Raw genomic sequence first — 18,334 nt, 5'->3', positions numbered from 1 at the left:
CCGGTCGCCCGCCCCCCCCGGGCCCCCGGTCGGCGCCCCGCCGCCTCACCCCTCGCACACCAGGTCCGCCGCCCGCTCCGCGCACCCCCAGGCCACCGTGACCCCGGCGCCGCCGTGGCCGTAGTGGTGGACCAGCAGGCCGCCGTCCGGGCGGCGCTCCGCCTCGATGCGGACGCCGCCGTCCCGCGCCGGGCGCAGGCCCACCCGGTGGCCCAGGACCCGGGCGTCCGCGATCTCGGGGCGGATCCGGGCGCAGCGCGCGACGATCCGCGCCGCGACCGCCGGGTCGGGCGTCAGGCTCTCGTCGTCCTCCCGCGCGGTGCCGCCCAGGATCAGCCGGCCCGGCTGCGGGAAGAAGTACGTCGTCTCGTCCGAGGCGCCGTCGGCGGCCGTGAACCAGCTCTCCACACCCGGGTCCTCCACCAGCACGAGCTGCCCGCGCACCGGCCGCAGCCGGGGGTCCGGGACCAGCTCGCGGGCCGCGAGCCCGGTGCAGTCCACCACCGTCCGGGCCTCGGCGGCGGCCTCCGCGAAGCCCGGCCCGGTCACCGTCCGGCGCTCGAAGGAGCCGCCCAGCTCCGCCAGCCGCGCCACCAGCCACGCCAGGTGCACCGGCATGTCGATCAGCGGCAGCCGGGCGGCCAGCCCCACCGCGTACGGCCCCGGCACCTCCTCGGGCGGAAGCTGCCGCAGCCCGGGGACCTCCTTCGCCCAGGCGCCGAGTCCGTCCAGCAGGATGTCCGCGTGGACGCCCGGCACCAGGCGCACCCCGGTCGCCGCCGGATCGCCGGCCAGCTCCGCGTACCGCCGCAGCGAGGCCAGCGACCAGGCGCCGACCTCCGCCGCCGGCTCGATCCGGTACGGCCACCACAGGGCGCCCGCCACCGCCGAGGTCGTCGCCGCCACCGGATCCCGGGACCAGACCCGGACCCGCACCCCCCGCTCGGCGAGCCGGACCGCCGTCGTCAGCCCGACGACCCCGCCGCCCACCACGATCACACCGCTGTCCCCGCCCCGGTCACCGTCCATGACGGGGACGGTACCCACCCGCCCCGGCCCACCGCACCCCCGCCCTCACCTAGGGCCTGTCGTCACAGTCCCGTCTGCCTCGCGACGCCTGGTGCGTGCGCCCGGCACGCCGAGAGCACGCACCAGACGCCGCGAGGCCGCCCTCCGGGCGACGACGGGACTGTGACGACAAGCCCTAGGATTCATCACCTGATGACTGCCACTCTCGTCGCCAAGAACCTCGCCGCCGGCCACGGCGACCGCTCCCTGTTCTCCGGGCTCGACCTCGTCGTCGCCCCCGGGGACGTCATCGGCCTCGTCGGGGTCAACGGGGCCGGGAAGTCCACCCTGCTGCGGCTCCTCGCGGGCCTCGACACCCCCGAGGACGGGGAGCTTCGGCTCTCGCCGCCCACCGCGACCGTCGGGCACCTCCCGCAGGAGCCCGAGCGGCGCGAGGGCGAGACCGTCCGCGCCTTCCTGGCCCGCCGCACCGGCGTCGCCGCCGCGCAGACCGCGATGGACGAGGCCACCCAGGGCCTGGTCGACGGCACGCCCGGCGCCGACGACGCGTACGCCGTGAGCCTGGAGCGCTGGCTCGACCTCGGCGGCGCCGACCTCGACGAGCGGGCCGAGGAGGTCGCCGCCTCCCTCGGCCTCACCGTCGGGCTCGACCAGCCGATGACCGGCCTCTCCGGCGGCCAGGCCGCCCGCGCCGGCCTCGCGTCCCTGCTGCTCTCCCGCTACGACGTCTTCCTCCTCGACGAGCCCACCAACGACCTCGACCTCGACGGCCTGGAGCGCCTGGAGTCCTTCGTGCAGGGGCTGCGCGCGGGCACCGTCGTCATCAGCCACGACCGCGAGTTCCTCACCCGCACCGTCACCAAGGTCCTCGAACTCGACCTCGCCCAGCAGCAGATCACCCTCTACGGCGGCGGCTACGAGGCCTATCTGGAGGAGCGGGACACCGCCCGGCGGCACGCCCGCGAGGACTACGAGGAGTACGCCGACAAGAAGGCCGCCCTGGAGGGTCGCGCCCAGATGCAGCGCAACTGGATGGACAAGGGCGTCCGCAACGCCCGCCGCAAGTCCACCGACAACGACAAGATCGGGCGCAAGCTGCGCGGCGAGTCCAGCGAGAAGCAGGCCGCGAAGGCCCGCCAGACCCAGCGCATGATCGAGCGCCTGGACGTCGTCGACGAGCCCCGCAAGGAGTGGGAGCTGCGGATGGAGATCGCGGCGGCCCCGCGCTCCGGCTCCGTCGTCGCCACCCTGCGCGAGGCCGCCGTGCGGCGCGGCGACTTCTCCTTCGGTCCCGTCTCCCTCCAGGTCGACTGGGCCGACAAGGTCGCCATCACCGGGGCCAACGGGGCCGGCAAGTCCACCCTGCTCGCCGCGCTGCTCGGCCGGCTGCCGCTCGACTCGGGCGACGCGGCCCTCGGCCCCGGCGTCGTGGTCGGCGAGGTCGACCAGGCCCGCAAGCTGTTCCACGGCACCGAGACGCTCCTGGAGGCGTTCTGCGCGGCCGTCCCCGACACCGAGCCGGCCGAGGTGCGCACCCTGCTCGCCAAGTTCGGCCTCAAGGCGGACCACGTGCTGCGGCCCGCCACCACCCTGTCGCCCGGCGAGCGCACCCGCGCCGCGCTCGCCCTGCTCCAGGGCCGGGGGGTCAACCTGCTCGTCCTGGACGAGCCGACCAACCACCTGGACCTGCCCGCGATCGAGCAGCTGGAGTCCGCCCTCGACACCTATGAGGGCACCCTGCTGCTCGTCACCCACGACCGCCGGATGCTGGACGCGGTGCGCGTCACCCGGCGCGTGGAGGTCGCCGACGGCAAGGTGACGGAGCTCTGACGACGTCCTTCCCCGGGCGGCCGCGCGCCGCCCGGACGCCGGGGGCCCGGCCCGCCCCGGTGCCCGGGGCGACGGGGGCGGCGACGCCGCCGGACGCCTCGGAGGACCCGGCCGCCGCCTTGCGGGGCCGCGACCCGGGCCGTGAACTGTACGCGTACGGCCGTCCCCGCGACGTGGAGGCGGCGGCCGGGCCCGACTCGCCGGCCGTCGTCCCCGTCCCCGTGGACGGCACATCCCAGGAGGCACCATGACCGACGACCAGCGCCTGACGCGCCTGATCGAGATGCTCGACGACCCCGAGGCCGACGTCGACGCGACCATCGACCTCGCCGAAGCCCTCGCGGCCGACGGCGGCCCGGACCTGCTCCCCCGGCTGGAGGCCGAGCTCGACCGCGCCGTGGCGGACCGCGACTCCTACGGCCGCGAGCTCCTCGGCGGCGTCATCGCGGCCGTCGGCGGCGCCGAGCGCCTGCCGGTCCTGGTCCGCGCCTCCGCCGCCGACCTGGGCGACGACCAGGACGGGCTGGCCGACGAGATCGTCGGCCTCGTCCAGGCCGACCCGGCGGCGGCCCGGCGGCTGCTCCAGCCGCTGACCGAGGACGAGGACCTCACGGTCGCCAACCGGGCGGACTGGGCGCTGCGCTTCCTGCCGTAGGGGGTGCCTGACGATTCCCGCCGGGTCCGGGTCGCCCGCGAACGCCCGTCACCGCCAGCGAACGCCCGACGGGGCCCGGCCGCACCACGGCCGGGCCCCGTCGGGCGTTCACGTCACCGCCCGCGCCGCTTGCCGCCGCCCTCGCCCAGCAGCCCCGCCTTGCGCAGGGCGTCCGCCATCGCGCCGTTGGCCGGGGCCGGGGCCGGAGCCCCCTGGGGCTGGCCCCGGCGCTGCTGCGGGGGACGCCCACCGCGCTCGCCGCCCCGGTCGCCCCGGTCGCGCCGCTCTCCGCCGCGCTCCCGCTTCGGGCCGCCCGCGGCGGACTCGGCGGTCGCCTCGTCGTCCAGCCGGAGGGTCAGCGAGATCCGCTTGCGCGGGATGTCCACGTCGAGGACCTTCACGCGCACCACGTCACCCGGCTTCACCACGTCCCGGGGGTCCTTGACGAAGTTCTTCGACATGGCGGAGACGTGCACCAGACCGTCCTGGTGGACGCCGACGTCGACGAAGGCGCCGAAGGCGGCCACATTGGTGACCACGCCCTCCAGGACCATGCCCGAGGCCAGGTCGCCGATCTTCTCGACGCCGTCCTTGAACGTGGCCGTGCGGAACGCCGGACGCGGGTCGCGGCCCGGCTTCTCCAGCTCCCGCAGGATGTCGTTCACGGTGGGCAGGCCGAAGGTCTCGTCCACGAACGTGTCGGCCCGCAGCGAGCGCAGCACGCCCGTGTTGCCGATCAGCGCGCCGACCTCGCCGCCCGTCGTCTTCACCATCCGGCGCACCACCGGATACGCCTCCGGGTGCACCGCCGAGGCGTCCAGCGGGTCGTCGCCGCCTCGGATGCGCAGGAAGCCCGCGCACTGCTCGTACGCCTTCGGGCCGAGCCGCGCCACGTCCTTCAGCGCGCGCCGGGAGCGGAACGGGCCGTTGGCGTCGCGGTGCGCCACGATGTTCTCGGCGAGGCCCGCGCTGATGCCGGAGACCCGCGAGAGCAGCGGCGCGGAGGCCGTGTTGACGTCGACGCCGACGCCGTTCACACAGTCCTCCACCACCGCGTCCAGGGAGCGCGAGAGCTTCACCTCGGACAGGTCGTGCTGGTACTGCCCGACGCCGATCGACTTCGGGTCGATCTTCACCAGCTCGGCCAGCGGGTCCTGGAGCCGCCGCGCGATCGACACCGCGCCGCGCAGCGACACGTCCAGCTCCGGGAGCTCCTGCGAGGCGAAGGCGGACGCGGAGTACACCGAGGCGCCCGCCTCCGACACCATCACCTTGGTCAGCGACAGCTCGGGGTGCTTCGCGATGAGGTCGGCCGCCAGCCGGTCCGTCTCGCGGGAGGCGGTGCCGTTGCCGATGGCGACCAGCTCGACCGCGTGCTCCTTCGCGAGCCGGGCCAGCTTCGCCAGCGACTCGTCCCAGCGGTTCGCCGGGACGTGCGGGTAGACCGTGTCGGTGGCGACGACCTTGCCGGTCCCGTCGATGACGGCCACCTTCACGCCGGTGCGGAAACCGGGGTCGAGGCCCAGCGTGGCGCGGGTGCCGGCGGGGGCGGCCAGCAGCAGGTCGCGCAGGTTCGCGGCGAAGACCCGGACCGCCTCGTCCTCGGCGGCGGTGCGCAGCCGCAGCCGCAGGTCGATGCCGAGGTGGACCAGGATGCGGGTCCGCCAGGCCCAGCGGACCGTGTCGAGGAGCCACTTGTCGCCGGGCCGGCCCCGGTCGGCCACGCCGAAGCGGTGGGCGACGATCGGCTCGTAGGAGGAGGTGGCGGGTCCGGTGGGCGCCTCGGCGGGCTGCTCCGGCTCCAGCTCCAGGCTGAGCACGTCCTCCTTCTCGCCGCGCAGCATGGCGAGGATCCGGTGCGAGGGCAGCGCGGTGAACGGCTCGGCGAAGTCGAAGTAGTCGGCGAACTTCGCGCCCGCCTCCTCGTTCCCCTCGCGGACCTTGGCGACGAGCCGGCCCCGGCCCCACATCCGCTCGCGCAGTTCGCCGATCAGGTCGGCGTCCTCGGAGAAGCGCTCGGTGAGGATCGCGCGGGCGCCCTCCAGGGCCGCCGCCGGGTCGGCGACGCCCCGGTCCGCGTCCACGAAGGCGGCGGCGGCCGCGAGCGGGTCCACCGACGGGTCGCCGAGCAGCCCGTCGGCGAGCGGCGCGAGCCCGGCCTCGCGGGCGATCTGCGCCTTGGTCCGCCGCTTCGGCTTGAAGGGCAGGTAGATGTCCTCAAGACGCGCCTTGGTGTCGGCCGCCAGGATCCGCGCCTCCAGCTCCGGGGTGAGCTTGCCCTGCTCCCGTACGGAGTCGAGGACGGAGCTCCGCCGGTCCTCCAGCTCGCGCAGATACCGCAGCCGCTCCTCCAGCGTGCGCAGCTGAGCGTCGTCGAGCATCTCGGTCGCTTCCTTGCGGTAGCGCGCGATGAACGGCACGGTCGAACCGCCGTCCAGCAGTTCGACGGCCGCCTTCACCTGTCGCTCGCGTACGCCGAGCTCCTCGGCGATCCTTGCCTCGATGGACGTCGTCACGATGTCCGACCCGCCTTCTCGTGCCTCTGGGTTGCGCAGACATTGTGCCCGGTCGCTCACCCGTACGCGGCAACCGACCCGCCCCGTCCCGCCGCCGGCGGTGTCGGGCCCGTCGGTCGGGCCCGTCGGTCACTCCCGCCGGCCGGCCCCGCCGGTCAGACCTTGCCGGTCAGGCCGGCCGGGAAGGCGCCCGCGCCCGCCGCCGAGGCCAGGAAGCCCTTCGCCAGCTCGGTGAGCCGGGCCACCCCGTCCGCGCCGAGCCGCTCGTACGGGGCCGCGTCCAGCCGGTCCGTCTCGTCCTCCAGGGCCTCGCGCAGGGCCGCGCCCGTGTCCGACAGCTCCAGCTCGTCCCCGTCGTCCAGCAGCCCGCGCCCGCGCAGCCGCGCCACGGCCGCGTCCCAGTCCGCGCGCCGCCAGCCGCGGGTGGAGAGGAGCCAGCGAGGGCTCATGCCCCGGCCGGTGGCGGTGTGGCTGACCAGCGCCTCCACCGGGTCGAGCCCGGCGGTCAGCAGGGCCGCCAGGTGCCCGTCGCCCCGGTGCTCGCGCAGCAGGGCCGTCGCGTGCCACAGGCGCAGGTGCGGGGCGTCCGGGACGGGCAGGTCGGCGTTGCCGGAGTACAGCGGGCGGGCGTGCCGGGCGCAGCCCTCGGCGGCCCGCAGCGCGAGCCCGGCGGCCTCCGCCATCTCGGGCGAGGCGAGGGCCTCGGCGCCCAGCAGCCGGTGCAGGGTGGTGTCGGCCGCGCGCAGCCGGGCGTCGAGCACGGCCGAGGGGGAGGCGGTCTCCCAGACGGCCGGCAGGTGCCGGGCGAGCAGCTCGTGGTGGTAGTTGTAGAAGGTCGCGGCGACGGTCCCGGCGCCCACGGCCCCGAGCGGGGCGCTGCGCGCGGCCAGCCGCATCGCGTTCGGGTCCTCGACGCCGAGCGCCTCGAACTCGGCGTCCAGGTCGGGGGAGAAGAACAGCGTCGCGTGCAGCAGGTTCATCGAGTGGGCGCAACGTCGGCCCGCGCGGGGCGGCAGGTTCGTCATGCCGCGCACCTTACCTACCGGTCGGTACGCCGGGGAACGCGGGGAACGGTCATCTCGCGCATGGCAGGAAAGGTGGGGTATCCGTCATTGCGGCCGCACCCGCCCGGGGCGAAGGATGAGGCCATGCTCCGACGCCCCGTACTCGTCGTCCTGTTCGACGGCGTCCAGAGCCTCGACGTCACCGGCCCGGTGGAGGTCTTCTCCGGCGCCGGACGGGCCTCGGGCGCCCCGGACGCCTACCCCGTCCGCACGGCCTCCCTGGACGGCCGCCCGGTCCGCACCGACAGCGGGCTGGGGCTGCTCCCCGACACCACCCTCGCGGAGGCGGTCGCCGACGGCCTCCCGCACACCCTGCTCGTGCCGGGCGGCGCGGGCACCCGCCGGATCGACCCGGCCCTCGTGGGCTGGCTGCGCGCGCACGGGGCCCGGACCGAGCGGCTGGTCTCCGTGTGCACCGGGGCGCTCGCGCTGGCCGAGGCGGGGCTGCTCGACGGGCACCGCGTCACCACCCACTGGCTCGCCTGCGCGGAGCTGGCCAGCCGCTACCCGGCCGTCGAGGTGGACCCCGACCCGATCTTCGTACGGGACGGCCGGATCGCCACCTCGGCCGGGGTGACGGCGGGCATCGACCTCGCGCTCGCCCTCGTGGAGGAGGACCTGGGCCGCGAGGTCGCCCTGACCGTCTCCCGTCACCTCGTGGTCTTCCTGCGCCGGCCGGGCAACCAGGCGCAGTTCAGCGCCCAGCTCTCCGCGCAGACCGCGCGCCGGGAGCCGTTGCGCGAGCTCCAGCAGTGGATCACCGAGCACCCGGGCGGCGATCTGTCGGTCGAGGCGCTCGCCGCCCGCGCCCGGCTGTCGCCCCGGCACTTCGCCCGCGCCTTCCGGGCCGAGACCGGCACGACCCCGGGGCGGTACGTGGACCGGGTCCGCCTCGAACACGCCCGGCGGCTCCTGGAGGACACCGGGCAGGGTGTCGAGGAGGTCTCCCGCGCGGCCGGCTACGGCACGCCCGAGGCCATGCGCCGCGCCTTCCTCAAGTCCCTCGGCACCGCCCCGGCGGAGTACCGCCGCCGCTTCCACGCCCCGGTCGGCTGACCGGCCCCCGCCCACCGCGACCGACGTCCCACCGCGACCGAAGCCCCACCGCACCCGCCACCGAAAGGACATCCCGTGCAGATCGCCGTCGTCCTCTACGACCGCTTCACGACCCTCGACGCCATCGGCGCGTACGAACTGCTGGGCCGGCTGCCCGGCGCCGAGACCGTCTTCGTCGCCAAGGAGCCCGGACCGGTCCGCAACGACCAGGGCAGCCTCGCCGTCGTCGCCGACCGGGCCCTCGCCGAGGTGCCGCGCCCGGACATCGTCCTGGTCCCCGGCGGCCCCGGCGACGCCGACGCCCGTCGCGACCCCGGGCTCCTCGCCTGGCTGCGGGACGCCGACGCGACCAGCACCTGGACGGCCTCGGTGTGCACCGGCTCGCTGATCCTCGCCGAGGCGGGGCTGCTGACGGGCCGCCGGGCCACCAGCCACTGGCTCGCCCTGGACGAACTGAAGGCCCTCGGCGCCGAACCCACCGGCGAGCGGGTGGTCTTCGACGGCAAGTACGTCACCGCCGCCGGGGTGTCCTCGGGCATCGACATGGCGCTGCACCTGCTCGGCAGGATCGCCGGCGACGAGACCGCGCAGTCCATCCAGCTGCTCACCGAGTACGACCCGCAGCCGCCGTACGACGCGGGCTCCCCGGACAAGGCCCCGGCCGCGATCGTCGCCCACTGGCGCGCCCAGGCCTGAGCCCCCCCCGGGGGGGTGATCAGAGCCCGTACGTGAAGCGGGGCGCGCGGCGTTCCAGGAAGGCGGCGACCCCCTCGGCGGTGTCGCCGCTGCCGCGCGCCTGCTCCGCCCAGTGCGTGTCCCGGCCGGTCCGCCCGTCCGCGAACTCCTTGGCCGCCGCCTGGGTGAGCAGCGAGCGCGAGACGAGCGTCCGGGTGAACTCGGCCACCCGCTTGTCCAGTCCGCCCGCCGGGTGGACCTCGTCGACGAGCCCGGTCCGCAGCGCCCGCTCGGTGTCGACGAACTCGCCGGAGAAGAGCAGGTGCTTGGCGGCCGAGGGGCCGACGAGGGAGGCGAGCCGCCGGGTGGAGGAGGCGGGGTAGACGATGCCCAGCTTCGCCGGGGTCACCCCGAAGCGGGCGCCCTCCTCGGCGAAGCGCAGGTCGCAGGCGGCGGCGAGCTGGCTGCCGCCGCCCACGCAGAAGCCGCGGACCGAGGCCAGGGTCGGTTTGGGGAAGGCGGCGAGCGCCTCCTCGGCCCGCACCGCCAGGTCCTGCTGGGCGTCGCCCGGTTCGCCGAGCGAGGCGATGTCGGCCCCGGCGCAGAAGGTGTCGCCCGCGCCGGTCAGCACCAGCGCCCGCACGCCCGGGTCGGCGGCGAGCGGGGCGAGCAGCCCCGGCAGGGCCCGCCACATCGCGGCGGTCATGGCGTTGCGCTTGGCCGGGTTCGCGATGACGACGGTGGCGACCTGGTCGGCGACGGTGACGGTCAGCTGGGGCTCCATGCGCCGGATGCTATCCGGGCGGGAGTATCGTCACACCGGCGCGCCCTCCGAAGGCGTCAGCGGCGCGTCAAGAGCGGTCCAACAACTGACGTTGGCATACTCACCCGATCAGAACCTGGTCGATAAGTGTCGACTTCTGGTCAGTGGACCGGTGGGCCCCTACGGATTATCAAGACTCGACCCCGTGGCGACAATCGAGCACGAGGGCGGGAACCGGATGATGGAGAGCCGCGGGAGCGTCCCCGCCCGGCCACCGTCCTACGAAGGGGTCTGGCGCTTCACCGCTCCCGCGGTCGACGTGTCCGTACCGCAAGCCCGGCACGCGGTCCGCGATCTGCTGGCCCGTCAGGCCGTACCGGTCCACGAGGACACCCTCCAGGGGCTGCTCCTCATCGTTTCCGAGCTGGTCACCAACGCGGTCAAGCACGCGGCGCTGCTCTCCCCGGAGATAGCGGTGGAGGTGGCGATCGGGGCGGAGTGGATCCGGGTGTCCGTCGAGGACAACCACCCCTACCGCCCCAAGGCGCTGGAGGCCGACTGGGGCCAGACCGGCGGGCGCGGGCTGCTGCTGGTGCGCGAGATCGCCCTGGAGTCGGGCGGAGCCTGCGACGTGGAGCACACCGCGAGCGGCGGCAAGATCATCTGGGCCGCGCTGCCGCTGCTCCCCTACGTACCCGGCCAGGCGCCGGGACCCGCTCAGGGGGTCCCGGGCGCCCTCCCGGGGTTCACCAGCCCCCGGCCGGACCCGTCAGCTCCCTGATCGCCGGACGCGCCGCGTCGAGCACCGTCATGAACCAGGCGGAGAACGGCGCGGAGGCGTGGCGCTCGGCCAGCTCGGCGGCGGTCACGAAGGCGGTCTCGCCGACCTCCTCCGGGTCCGGCCGGGTCTCGGCCTGCACCAGGCCGACGAAGAGGTGGTTGAACTCCTGCTCCACCAGGCCCGAGGCCGGGTCCGGGTGGTTGTAGCGGACCGTGCCCGCCTCCGCCAGCAGCGAGGGCGAGACGCCGAGCTCCTCGAAGGTGCGGCGGGCCGCCGCCGCGAACGGCGCCTCGCCCGGGTAGGGGTGCCCGCAGCAGGTGTTCGACCAGACGCCGGGGGAGTGGTACTTGCCCAGCGCGCGCTGCTGGAGCAGCAGCCGGCCCGACTCGTCGAAGAGGAACACCGAGAACGCCCGGTGCAACTGCCCGGGGGCCTGGTGGGCGGCGAGCTTCTCCGCCGTACCGATCGTGACGCCGTCCTCGTCGACCAGTTCGAGCATGATCGCCGCGTCGGCCTCGGGCGGCTGGACGCCGTTCGAGGCGCTGTGGTCCACGGTGGCTGATGTGGTCGGCATACCCATCCTTCGCTTCGGTCCTCGCCCTCGCGGGGGCGCCCTCAGTCTGCCGTACAAAAGCGGCTTGTCCGTACTTCGACAGCCCGACATCACCGCTCCCGCCCCACCGGACGCGCTCCGGTGGGGCGGGGGTGGCCGGTGGGTCAGACGCCGAAAGCCGCCGGATAGGTGATCATGCCCCTGGTCAGAGCCCCGGAACCGTCCAGATCGAGCGCCATCATGGCCTCGTCGGGAACCTCGAAGGTCGGCCGGATTTCATATGCGGACGCACGTACGAAGCCGAACCGCGGGTAGTACTCCGGATGGCCCAGCACCAGAACGAGCCGCTCCCCGCTCAGCCGTGCCGCGTCGAGCACGGCGCGCGTGACGGCCTGCCCGGCGCCCGTGCGCTGGTACGCGGGTGCCACCGAGACCGGCGCCAGGGCCGCCGCCGGAGCGCCGTCCACGTGGCAGCGGGTGATCAGCGCGTAGGCGGCCACGGTGCCGTCCGGCGCCTCGGCCACCACGCTCAGGCCCGGCAGCCACGCCGCCGGGTCCTCGCGCAGCGCGTCGACCAGAGCGGCCTCGTCGGGCGTGGCGAAGGCCGCCGCGTTGATCTCCCGTACGAGGGGGATGTCGGCCGAGGTCTCCGGCCGGGTCCGCCAGCGCGGGTCGGCGGGCCGCAGCACGAAGCCCGCGTAGCCGTAGTCCGCGCCGTGCTCGCGGCGCAGCGCGATCTCGGCGCGGGCCCCGGCGACCGCCTCGGTCATGCCGGGCACCGAGAGGTCCGCCGCCTCGGCGCGGGCGGCCAGCGGCCCGTAGTACGCGTCCCAGTCCTCCTCCGGCTGGAGGAAGGTGGCCAGGACGTGGTAGCCGGCCCCGACGGCCGCCGCCGCGTTCGCGGTGACGGTGCGGAGCGGGTAGCTCCCGTCCCAGAAGGCGCGGGCGGCCGCGCCCGGCTCGTCGGTGGTCCAGACGCACTCGGTCAGCACCAGGGTGCCGCCGGGGGCGAGAAGCCGGCGCCACTCGGCGAGCGCCCGGTCGAAGCCGAGCACCCAGGCCGAACTCTCGGCCCAGACGAGGTCGAAGGAGCCGTCGGGCAGCTCCTGGAGCGCGCCCATGTCGGCGCGCAGGGTGTGGATCCGGGAGCCGAGACCGCGGGCGGCGGCCGTCTCGCGCACCTCGGCCAGGAACGGCTCGTGCAGGTCGACGGCGGTCACCTCGGCCCCCGCCTCCTCGGCGAGCAGCAGCGCGGAGCGGCCGGGGCCGCAGCCCAGGTCGAGCACGCGCGGGCGCTCGGGGAGGGGACCGGCCAGGGACAGCAGCCGGCGGGTGGTGGCGTCGGAGCCCGGACCCTGCCGCGGCAGCCCGTGGTGCAGGGCGAAGAAGGCGGCGGTGAGATCGGTGCTCTCGGTGAGCTCGGTGGTGGTGATGTCGTTGTCGGACAACGTGGGAAACCCTTGTGTGAGTGGGTTCCGGCCGACGGTGAGGTCAGGTCAGCCGGAGACCCGGAGGCTGAGGGACGACCGGGCGCTGCCGCTGCGGGCAGCCTCCATCGCGACGGTCATCAACCTCAGCTCCTTCCACACTCACGTTCGTACCGATCCAGGCTAACAGCCCCGGGGGCAGGTCACAGGCAGAGCTTGGCCTCGTGCTCGGCGTGCCCGGCCGGCTCCAGCTGGAAGGTGCAGTGCTCCACGTCGAAGTGGGAGCCCAGGCAGCCCTGGAGGTCGTGCAGCATCTTCTCGTGGCCGATCGCGTCCAGCGTGTCCTGGCTCACCACCACGTGCGCCGAGAGCACCGGCATCCCCGAGGTGATCGTCCAGGCGTGCAGGTCGTGCACGTCCTCGACGCCCGGCAGGGCCAGGATGTGCGCCCGCACCTCCGCCATGTCCACGCCCTTGGGGGCGGCCTCCAGGAGCACGTCCAGCGTCTCCCGCAGCAGCTTGACGGTGCGGGGCACGATCATCAGGCCGATCACGATCGAGGCGATCGGGTCCGCGTAGGACCAGCCGGTGGCCAGGATGATGCCCGCCGCGACCAGCACCGTCACCGAGCCGAGGGCGTCGGCCAGCACCTCCAGGTAGGCGCCCCGGACGTTGAGGCTGTCCTTCTGGCCGCGCATCAGCAGCGACAGCGAGATGATGTTGGCGACCAGGCCGATCAGCGCGAAGACGATGGTCAGCCCGCCCTTGGTCTCGGCCGGCTCCATGAAGCGCTGGATCGCCTCGTACAGCACGTAGCCGCCGACGCCGAGCAGCAGCAGACAGTTGGCGAGCGCGGCCAGGATCTCGGCGCGGGCGAAGCCGTAGGTGCGGTTGACCGACGGCGGCCGGTTGGCGAAGTGGATCGCGAGCAGCGCCATCCCGAGGCCGAGGGCGTCCGTGGCCATGTGGGCCGCGTCGGCGATCAGGGCCAGCGAGTCGGACAGGATGCCGCCGATGATCTCGACGACCATCACGGAGAGCGTGATGCCGAGCGCGATCCGCAGTCGGTTCCTGTAGGCCGAGGCCGCGGTGCCCGTGGGCGGCGGTCCGCCGTGGCTGTGCCCGTGGTCGTGTCCAGCCCCCATGACAAGGCCTCCCGGTCGTGTCGTCCGTCAGCGTCGGTGGTGCTCAGGCGGAGCGCGGTTCAGCTGCTCCGTTTCGCAAGTGAACTACGGGTGGGGGGTATGTGCAACACGGTACTGAACACCGTTGTCATATGCTCTGACCTGCGGTTATGCATATCGGCCGACCGGTGTCGCGAAACCTGCGCCCACCCCCGCGAGGGGACGGTTTGTGGGCCGGGCGGCGGATCGCCCATGATGATCTCCGCAGGACGGGCGCATGCGCGGGGACGCGGGTGGGCCCGGGGGAGTCCGCACCGCGAAACCTCGGTGAACTCGCGCTTCCGTTCATCCGATAGCCTCAGCCGACGTGCCGCGCCCGGGTGCCGGGCCGCGCCGCCGCGCCCGGGGCCGTGCCCTGGGCCCCGCCGGCCCGTCCGTCAGCTCCAAGGAGTGAGTTCGTCCTGTCGACCGCCATCCTCACCGGCCCGCCGGTACCCGGATCGTCGCTCGACGCCGATCTGCGGTCCCTCGGCTTCCACGTCGAGGTCGCCTCCGGTCCGCACGAGGCGAGCGGCCTGCTGGCCGCCGTACCCGCCGGACAGCGCGTCGCCCTCGTGGACCCCCGCTTCGTCGGCCACCGGCACGCCCTCCGGCTCGCCCTCACCGACCCCCGCTTCCCGGCCGCCGCCGCGCCCGGCGCGCTCACCGCGCGGCCCGAGGCCCGCCCGGCGCTCGCCCGCGCGCTGACCGCCGCCGAGAGCGGCGCCCCGGCCGCCGTCCCGGCCCCGGCCGAGCCGCCGGGCGGCACCGCGCACGCGGTCGTCGAGAACCTCCCCGACACCCTCGCCGCCACGCTCGACGCCGACGGCGTCGCCGTGCACCGGCCGCAGCTCGGCACCCTCGTGGCCGCCGTGCCCGCCGACCCCGGCGCCCGCCACGAGGCGCGCGCCGCCGTCGAGGCCGTCGACGAGGAGGCCGTCCGGCTGCGCAACGCCGTGAAGGCCCACGACGGCTTCTTCACCACCTTCTTCATCAGCCCGTACTCCCGCTACATCGCCCGCTGGTGCGCGCGCCGCGGTCTGACCCCCAACCAGGTCACCACCGCCTCGCTGCTCACCGCGCTGATCGCGGCCGGCTGCGCCGCCACCGGCGAGCGCGGCGGCTATGTCGCGGCCGGCGTGCTGCTGCTCGTCTCCTTCGTCCTGGACTGCACCGACGGGCAGCTCGCCCGCTACGCGCTGAAGTACTCGACGATGGGCGCCTGGCTCGACGCGACCTTCGACCGCGCCAAGGAGTACGCCTTCTACGCGGGCCTCGCCCTCGGCGCGGCCCGGAACGGCGACGACGTCTGGGCGCTCGCGCTCGGCGCGATGGTCCTGATGACCTGCCGGCACGTCGTGGACTTCTCCTTCAACGAGGCGAACGCCGAGAGCACCGGCGCCGCGGCCAAGACCAGCCTCGCCCTCTCCAGCAAGCTGGACGGCGTCGGCTGGACGGTCTGGGCCCGGCGCATGATCATCCTGCCGATCGGCGAGCGCTGGGCGATGATCGCGGTCCTCACCGCCGTCACCACCCCCCGGATCGTCTTCTGGGCCCTGATCGCCGGCTGCGCCTTCGGCGCCTGCTACACCACCGCCGGCCGCGTGCTGCGCTCGCTGTCCCGCAAGGCGCCCCGCACCGACCGCGCCGCCCGGGCGCTGGCGGACCTCGCGGACTCCGGCCCGCTGGCGGCGCTCGCGGGCGGGCTCGCCCGCCGCACCGGGCTCACGGCGATGCCCGCGCTCGTCCTGGCGTTCATCGGCACCGGCACGCTGCTCGCCGCGGTCCTCGGCCGCCCCTTCGGGGACCGCGGCACCGTCGTCGCCGCCGTGCTGTACGCGGTGTTCGCCGGCGCGGCCGTCGCCCGCCCCCTCAAGGGCGCCCTCGACTGGCTCGTCCCGCCGCTCTTCCGCGCCGCCGAGTACACCACCGTGCTCGTGCTGGCCGCCAAGGCCGACTCGGCCCAGGCGCTTCCCGCCGCATTCGGGCTGGTCGCGGCGGTCGCCTACCATCACTACGACACGGTGTACCGCATCCGCGGCGGCACCGGCGCGCCGCCCGCGTGGCTGGTGCGCACCGTCGGCGGCCACGAGGGACGCACGCTCGTGGTGACCGTGCTCGCCGCCCTGCTGGCGAGCCGCGGCAACGACTTCACCTCGGCGCTCACCGCACTCGCGGTCGCCGTCGGCCTCGTGGTCCTCGTGGAGTCCGTCCGCTTCTGGGTCTCCTCCGGAGCACCCGCCGTACACGACGAAGGAGAGACAGCATGATTGGCCTCGTACTGGCAGCCGGTGCCGGACGCCGTCTGCGCCCCTACACCGACACGCTTCCGAAGGCCCTCGTGCCCGTGGACCGCGAGGGCGACGGTTCGCTGACCGTCCTCGACCTCACGCTGAAGAACTTCGCCGAGGTCGGCCTCACCGAGGTCGCGATCGTCGTCGGCTACCGCAAGGAGGCCGTGTACGCGCGCAAGGAGGCCCTGGAGGCGAAGTACGGCGTCTCGATCACGCTGATCGACAACGACAAGGCCGAGGAGTGGAACAACGCCTACTCCCTGTGGTGCGCCCGTGACGTCCTGAAGAAGGGCGCCATCCTCGCCAACGGCGACACCGTGCACCCGGTCTCGGTCGAGAAGACCCTGCTCGCCGCCCGCGGCCAGGGCCAGAAGATCATCCTCGCCCTCGACACGGTGAAGAACCTCGCCGACGAGGAGATGAAGGTCGTCACCGCCGAGGGCAAGGGCGTCCAGAAGATCACGAAGCTGATGGACCCGGCCGACGCGACCGGCGAGTACATCGGCGTCACGCTCATCGAGGCCGAGGCCGCCGAGGAGCTCGCCGACGCCCTGAAGACCACCTTCGAGCGCGACCCGGACCTCTACTACGAGGACGGCTACCAGGAGCTCGTCAACCGGGGCTTCACCGTCGACGTGGCGCCGATCGGCGACGTGAAGTGGGTGGAGATCGACAACCACGACGACCTGGCGAAGGGCCGTGACATCGCGTGCCAGTACTGACCCGGCTCATCCCGTCGCCGGTCGTCGTCGACATCCGCGGTGGAGCGCTGGACGACCTGTCCGCGCTCCTCGCGGACCAGCGGATCTCCAGCAACGGCCGGATCGCCGTCGCCATCAGCGGCGGCTCCGGCCTGAAGCTGCGTGACCGCTTCGCCCCCGAGCTCCCGGACGCCGACTGGTACCCGGTCGCGGGCGGCACCATCGACGAGGCCGTCAAGCTCGCCGACGCCATGCGCGGCAAGCGGTACGACGCGGTCGTGGCCCTCGGTGGCGGCAAGATCATCGACGTGACGAAGTACGCGGCGGCCCGGGTGGGCCTGCCGCTCGTCGCGATCGCCACCAACCTCTCGCACGACGGGATCTGCTCGCCGATCTCGACCCTGGACAACGACAACGGCCGGGGCTCCTACGGCGTGCCGACCCCGATCGCGCTGGTCATCGACCTCGACGTGATCCGGGACGCCCCGGCCCGCTTCGTGCGCTCCGGCATCGGCGACGCGATCTCCAACCTCTCCGCCATCGCCGACTGGGAGCTCTCCCACCGAGAGACCGGCGAGAAGGTGGACGGCCTGGCCGCCGCCATGGCCCGCAGCGCCGGCGAGGCGGTGCTGCGGCACCCCGGGGGCGTCGGCGACGACGACTTCCTGGTCACCCTCTCCGAGGGCCTGGTGATGTCCGGCATCGCCATGTCGATCAGCGGTGACAGCCGCCCCTCCTCGGGCGCCTGCCACGAGATCAGCCACGCCTTCGACCTGCTCTACCCGGCCCGCGCCGCGAGCCACGGCGAGCAGTGCGGCCTCGGCGCGGCCTTCGCGATGCACCTGCGCGGCGCCGCCCAGGAGTCCGCGCAGATGGTCGCCACCCTGCGGCGGCACGGCCTGCCCGTGCTCCCGGAGGAGATGGGCTTCAGCGTGGACGAGTTCGTCCGCGCCGTGGAGTTCGCCCCGCAGACCCGGCCCGGCCGGTTCACCATTCTTGAGCACCTCGACCTGTCCACAGACCAGATCAGGGACGCGTACGCCGACTATGCAAAAGCCATCGGTAGCTGAGCTCCGCCCGGTCGTCCACCCCCCGGGCGTCAAGGACCGGCGGAGCGGCGAACACTGGGGCGGCCGCCTCTACATGCGGGAGATCTCGCTGCGGATCACCCGCCAGCTGGCGAACACCCGCGTCACGCCGAACCAGCTGACGTACCTGATGACCCTGGCCGGCGTGCTGGCCGCCCCCGCCCTGCTGATCCCCGGCATCCCCGGGGCGCTGCTCGGCGTGCTCATGGTCCAGCTCTACCTGCTGCTCGACTGCGTGGACGGCGAGCTGGCCCGCTGGAAGAAGCAGTACTCGCTGGCCGGCGTCTACCTGGACCGGGTCGGCGCCTACCTGTGCGACGCGGCCGTCCTGGTCGGCTTCGGCCTGCGCGCCGCCGACCTGTGGGGCAGCGGCCGGATCGACTGGCTGTGGGCCTTCCTCGGCACCCTCGCCGCGCTCGGCGCCATCCTGATCAAGGCCGAGACCGACCTGGTCGGCCTCGCCCGGCACCAGGGCGGACTGCCGCCGGTCAAGGAGTCGGCCTCCGAGCCGCGCTCCTCCGGCATGGCGCTCGCCCGCCGGGCCGCCGGGGCGCTCAAGTTCCACCGCCTGATCCTCGGCATCGAGGCCTCGCTGCTGATCCTGGCCCTCGCGGTGGCCGACCAGCTCCGCGGCGACCTGTTCTTCTCGCGCCTCGGCGTCGCCGTCCTGGCCGGCATCGCGCTCCTGCAGACCGTGCTGCACCTGGTGTCGATCCTGGCCTCCAGCAGGCTGAAGTGA

General features: G+C 74.4%; 16 protein-coding genes. 9 read left to right on the top strand and 7 right to left on the bottom strand.

Annotated features, from left to right (window positions below; genetic code table 11):
* Positions 1-45: 45 nt before the first annotated feature.
* Positions 46-1,029 carry an FAD-dependent oxidoreductase gene (locus tag ACZ6J5_RS11515; protein ID WP_469390192.1) on the bottom strand — a complete coding sequence of 328 codons (984 nt, stop codon included), beginning with the start codon at positions 1,027-1,029 and terminating at the stop codon, positions 46-48.
* 192 nt (positions 1,030-1,221) lie between these two features.
* Here ACZ6J5_RS11515 and ACZ6J5_RS11510 point away from each other — a divergent pair, with 192 nt between their 5' ends.
* Both ACZ6J5_RS11510 and ACZ6J5_RS11505 read left to right on the top strand, forming a co-directional pair.
* Positions 1,222-2,859 (top strand): ABC-F family ATP-binding cassette domain-containing protein, encoded by a 1,638-nt coding sequence (locus ACZ6J5_RS11510; protein WP_469390190.1) that lies wholly within the window; start codon positions 1,222-1,224, stop codon positions 2,857-2,859.
* 247 nt (positions 2,860-3,106) lie between these two features.
* On the top strand, positions 3,107-3,514 hold the full coding sequence (locus ACZ6J5_RS11505; protein WP_469390188.1) for a hypothetical protein: 408 nt from the start codon (positions 3,107-3,109) through the stop codon (positions 3,512-3,514).
* Between the two features lie 113 nt (positions 3,515-3,627).
* Here ACZ6J5_RS11505 and ACZ6J5_RS11500 read toward each other — a convergent pair whose 3' ends face one another.
* Together ACZ6J5_RS11500 and ACZ6J5_RS11495 are read right to left on the bottom strand one after the other, a co-directional pair.
* Complete coding sequence (locus ACZ6J5_RS11500; RefSeq protein WP_469390186.1) at positions 3,628-6,030, bottom strand: Tex family protein; 2,403 nt, start codon at positions 6,028-6,030, stop codon at positions 3,628-3,630.
* Between the two features lie 155 nt (positions 6,031-6,185).
* Positions 6,186-7,055 (bottom strand): SCO6745 family protein, encoded by an 870-nt coding sequence (locus ACZ6J5_RS11495; protein ID WP_469390184.1) that lies wholly within the window; start codon positions 7,053-7,055, stop codon positions 6,186-6,188.
* Positions 7,056-7,178: 123 nt separating this feature from the next.
* On the opposite strand from ACZ6J5_RS11495, the gene ACZ6J5_RS11490 reads away from it, so the two are divergent.
* Both ACZ6J5_RS11490 and ACZ6J5_RS11485 read left to right on the top strand, forming a co-directional pair.
* Complete coding sequence (locus ACZ6J5_RS11490; RefSeq protein ID WP_469390182.1) at positions 7,179-8,150, top strand: GlxA family transcriptional regulator; 972 nt, start codon at positions 7,179-7,181, stop codon at positions 8,148-8,150.
* Between the two features lie 75 nt (positions 8,151-8,225).
* Positions 8,226-8,846, top strand: a complete 621-nt coding sequence (locus tag ACZ6J5_RS11485) for a DJ-1/PfpI family protein (RefSeq protein ID WP_469390180.1) — start codon at positions 8,226-8,228, stop codon at positions 8,844-8,846.
* A 19-nt stretch (positions 8,847-8,865) separates the two neighbouring features.
* On the opposite strand, the gene ACZ6J5_RS11480 is transcribed toward ACZ6J5_RS11485, so the two are convergent.
* On the bottom strand, positions 8,866-9,609 hold the full coding sequence (locus ACZ6J5_RS11480) for an enoyl-CoA hydratase/isomerase family protein (RefSeq protein ID WP_469390178.1): 744 nt from the start codon (positions 9,607-9,609) through the stop codon (positions 8,866-8,868).
* A 220-nt stretch (positions 9,610-9,829) separates the two neighbouring features.
* Here ACZ6J5_RS11480 and ACZ6J5_RS11475 point away from each other — a divergent pair, with 220 nt between their 5' ends.
* Positions 9,830-10,369 carry an ATP-binding protein gene (locus ACZ6J5_RS11475; RefSeq protein ID WP_469390529.1) on the top strand — a complete coding sequence of 180 codons (540 nt, stop codon included), beginning with the start codon at positions 9,830-9,832 and terminating at the stop codon, positions 10,367-10,369.
* On the opposite strand, the gene idi is transcribed toward ACZ6J5_RS11475, so the two are convergent.
* The 3 genes from idi to ACZ6J5_RS11460 form a co-directional block, all read right to left on the bottom strand.
* Positions 10,335-10,943, bottom strand: a complete 609-nt coding sequence (gene idi, locus ACZ6J5_RS11470; protein WP_469390176.1) for an isopentenyl-diphosphate Delta-isomerase — start codon at positions 10,941-10,943, stop codon at positions 10,335-10,337. The two genes, ACZ6J5_RS11475 and idi, sit on opposite strands and share 35 nt — an antisense overlap.
* A 143-nt stretch (positions 10,944-11,086) precedes the next feature.
* The gene (locus tag ACZ6J5_RS11465; protein WP_469390174.1) at positions 11,087-12,370 is read right to left on the bottom strand and encodes a GNAT family N-acetyltransferase; all 1,284 of its coding nucleotides are present in this window, start codon (positions 12,368-12,370) and stop codon (positions 11,087-11,089) included.
* Between the two features lie 182 nt (positions 12,371-12,552).
* A complete protein-coding gene (locus ACZ6J5_RS11460) occupies positions 12,553-13,494 on the bottom strand; it encodes a cation diffusion facilitator family transporter (protein ID WP_469390172.1) in 942 nt (313 codons plus the stop codon).
* 440 nt (positions 13,495-13,934) lie between these two features.
* Here ACZ6J5_RS11460 and ACZ6J5_RS11455 point away from each other — a divergent pair, with 440 nt between their 5' ends.
* The 4 genes from ACZ6J5_RS11455 to ACZ6J5_RS11440 are packed head-to-tail and all read left to right on the top strand — an operon-like array spanning position 13,935 to position 18,334.
* Positions 13,935-15,782 (top strand): DUF5941 domain-containing protein, encoded by a 1,848-nt coding sequence (locus tag ACZ6J5_RS11455; RefSeq protein WP_469390527.1) that lies wholly within the window; start codon positions 13,935-13,937, stop codon positions 15,780-15,782.
* Positions 15,779-16,528, top strand: coding sequence for a phosphocholine cytidylyltransferase family protein (locus ACZ6J5_RS11450; RefSeq protein WP_469390170.1), 750 nt, complete (start codon positions 15,779-15,781; stop codon positions 16,526-16,528). The genes ACZ6J5_RS11455 and ACZ6J5_RS11450 overlap by 4 nt, the downstream gene beginning before the upstream one ends.
* Positions 16,516-17,577 (top strand): iron-containing alcohol dehydrogenase family protein, encoded by a 1,062-nt coding sequence (locus ACZ6J5_RS11445; RefSeq protein ID WP_469390168.1) that lies wholly within the window; start codon positions 16,516-16,518, stop codon positions 17,575-17,577. The genes ACZ6J5_RS11450 and ACZ6J5_RS11445 overlap by 13 nt, the downstream gene beginning before the upstream one ends.
* On the top strand, positions 17,555-18,334 hold the full coding sequence (locus ACZ6J5_RS11440) for a CDP-alcohol phosphatidyltransferase family protein (protein ID WP_469390166.1): 780 nt from the start codon (positions 17,555-17,557) through the stop codon (positions 18,332-18,334). Before ACZ6J5_RS11445 ends, ACZ6J5_RS11440 begins: the two co-directional genes overlap by 23 nt.

The organism is Streptomyces sp. NPDC042100, from assembly GCF_055582325.1.
The sequence above is the reverse complement of the archived record's forward strand: the minus strand, read 5'-3'. Positions and strand labels throughout refer to the sequence as shown.

Coding starts and splice junctions, on each gene's coding strand:
- ACZ6J5_RS11515 (WP_469390192.1), bottom strand. CDS start 1,029: ATGGACGGTGACCGGGGCGGGGACAGCGGTGTGATCGTGGTGGGCGGC.
- ACZ6J5_RS11510 (WP_469390190.1), top strand. CDS start 1,222: ATGACTGCCACTCTCGTCGCCAAGAACCTCGCCGCCGGCCACGGCGAC.
- ACZ6J5_RS11505 (WP_469390188.1), top strand. CDS start 3,107: ATGACCGACGACCAGCGCCTGACGCGCCTGATCGAGATGCTCGACGAC.
- ACZ6J5_RS11495 (WP_469390184.1), bottom strand. CDS start 7,055: ATGACGAACCTGCCGCCCCGCGCGGGCCGACGTTGCGCCCACTCGATG.
- ACZ6J5_RS11490 (WP_469390182.1), top strand. CDS start 7,179: ATGCTCCGACGCCCCGTACTCGTCGTCCTGTTCGACGGCGTCCAGAGC.
- ACZ6J5_RS11480 (WP_469390178.1), bottom strand. CDS start 9,609: ATGGAGCCCCAGCTGACCGTCACCGTCGCCGACCAGGTCGCCACCGTC.
- ACZ6J5_RS11475 (WP_469390529.1), top strand. CDS start 9,830: ATGGAGAGCCGCGGGAGCGTCCCCGCCCGGCCACCGTCCTACGAAGGG.
- idi (WP_469390176.1), bottom strand. CDS start 10,943: ATGCCGACCACATCAGCCACCGTGGACCACAGCGCCTCGAACGGCGTC.
- ACZ6J5_RS11460 (WP_469390172.1), bottom strand. CDS start 13,494: ATGGGGGCTGGACACGACCACGGGCACAGCCACGGCGGACCGCCGCCC.
- ACZ6J5_RS11450 (WP_469390170.1), top strand. CDS start 15,779: ATGATTGGCCTCGTACTGGCAGCCGGTGCCGGACGCCGTCTGCGCCCC.
- ACZ6J5_RS11440 (WP_469390166.1), top strand. CDS start 17,555: ATGCAAAAGCCATCGGTAGCTGAGCTCCGCCCGGTCGTCCACCCCCCG.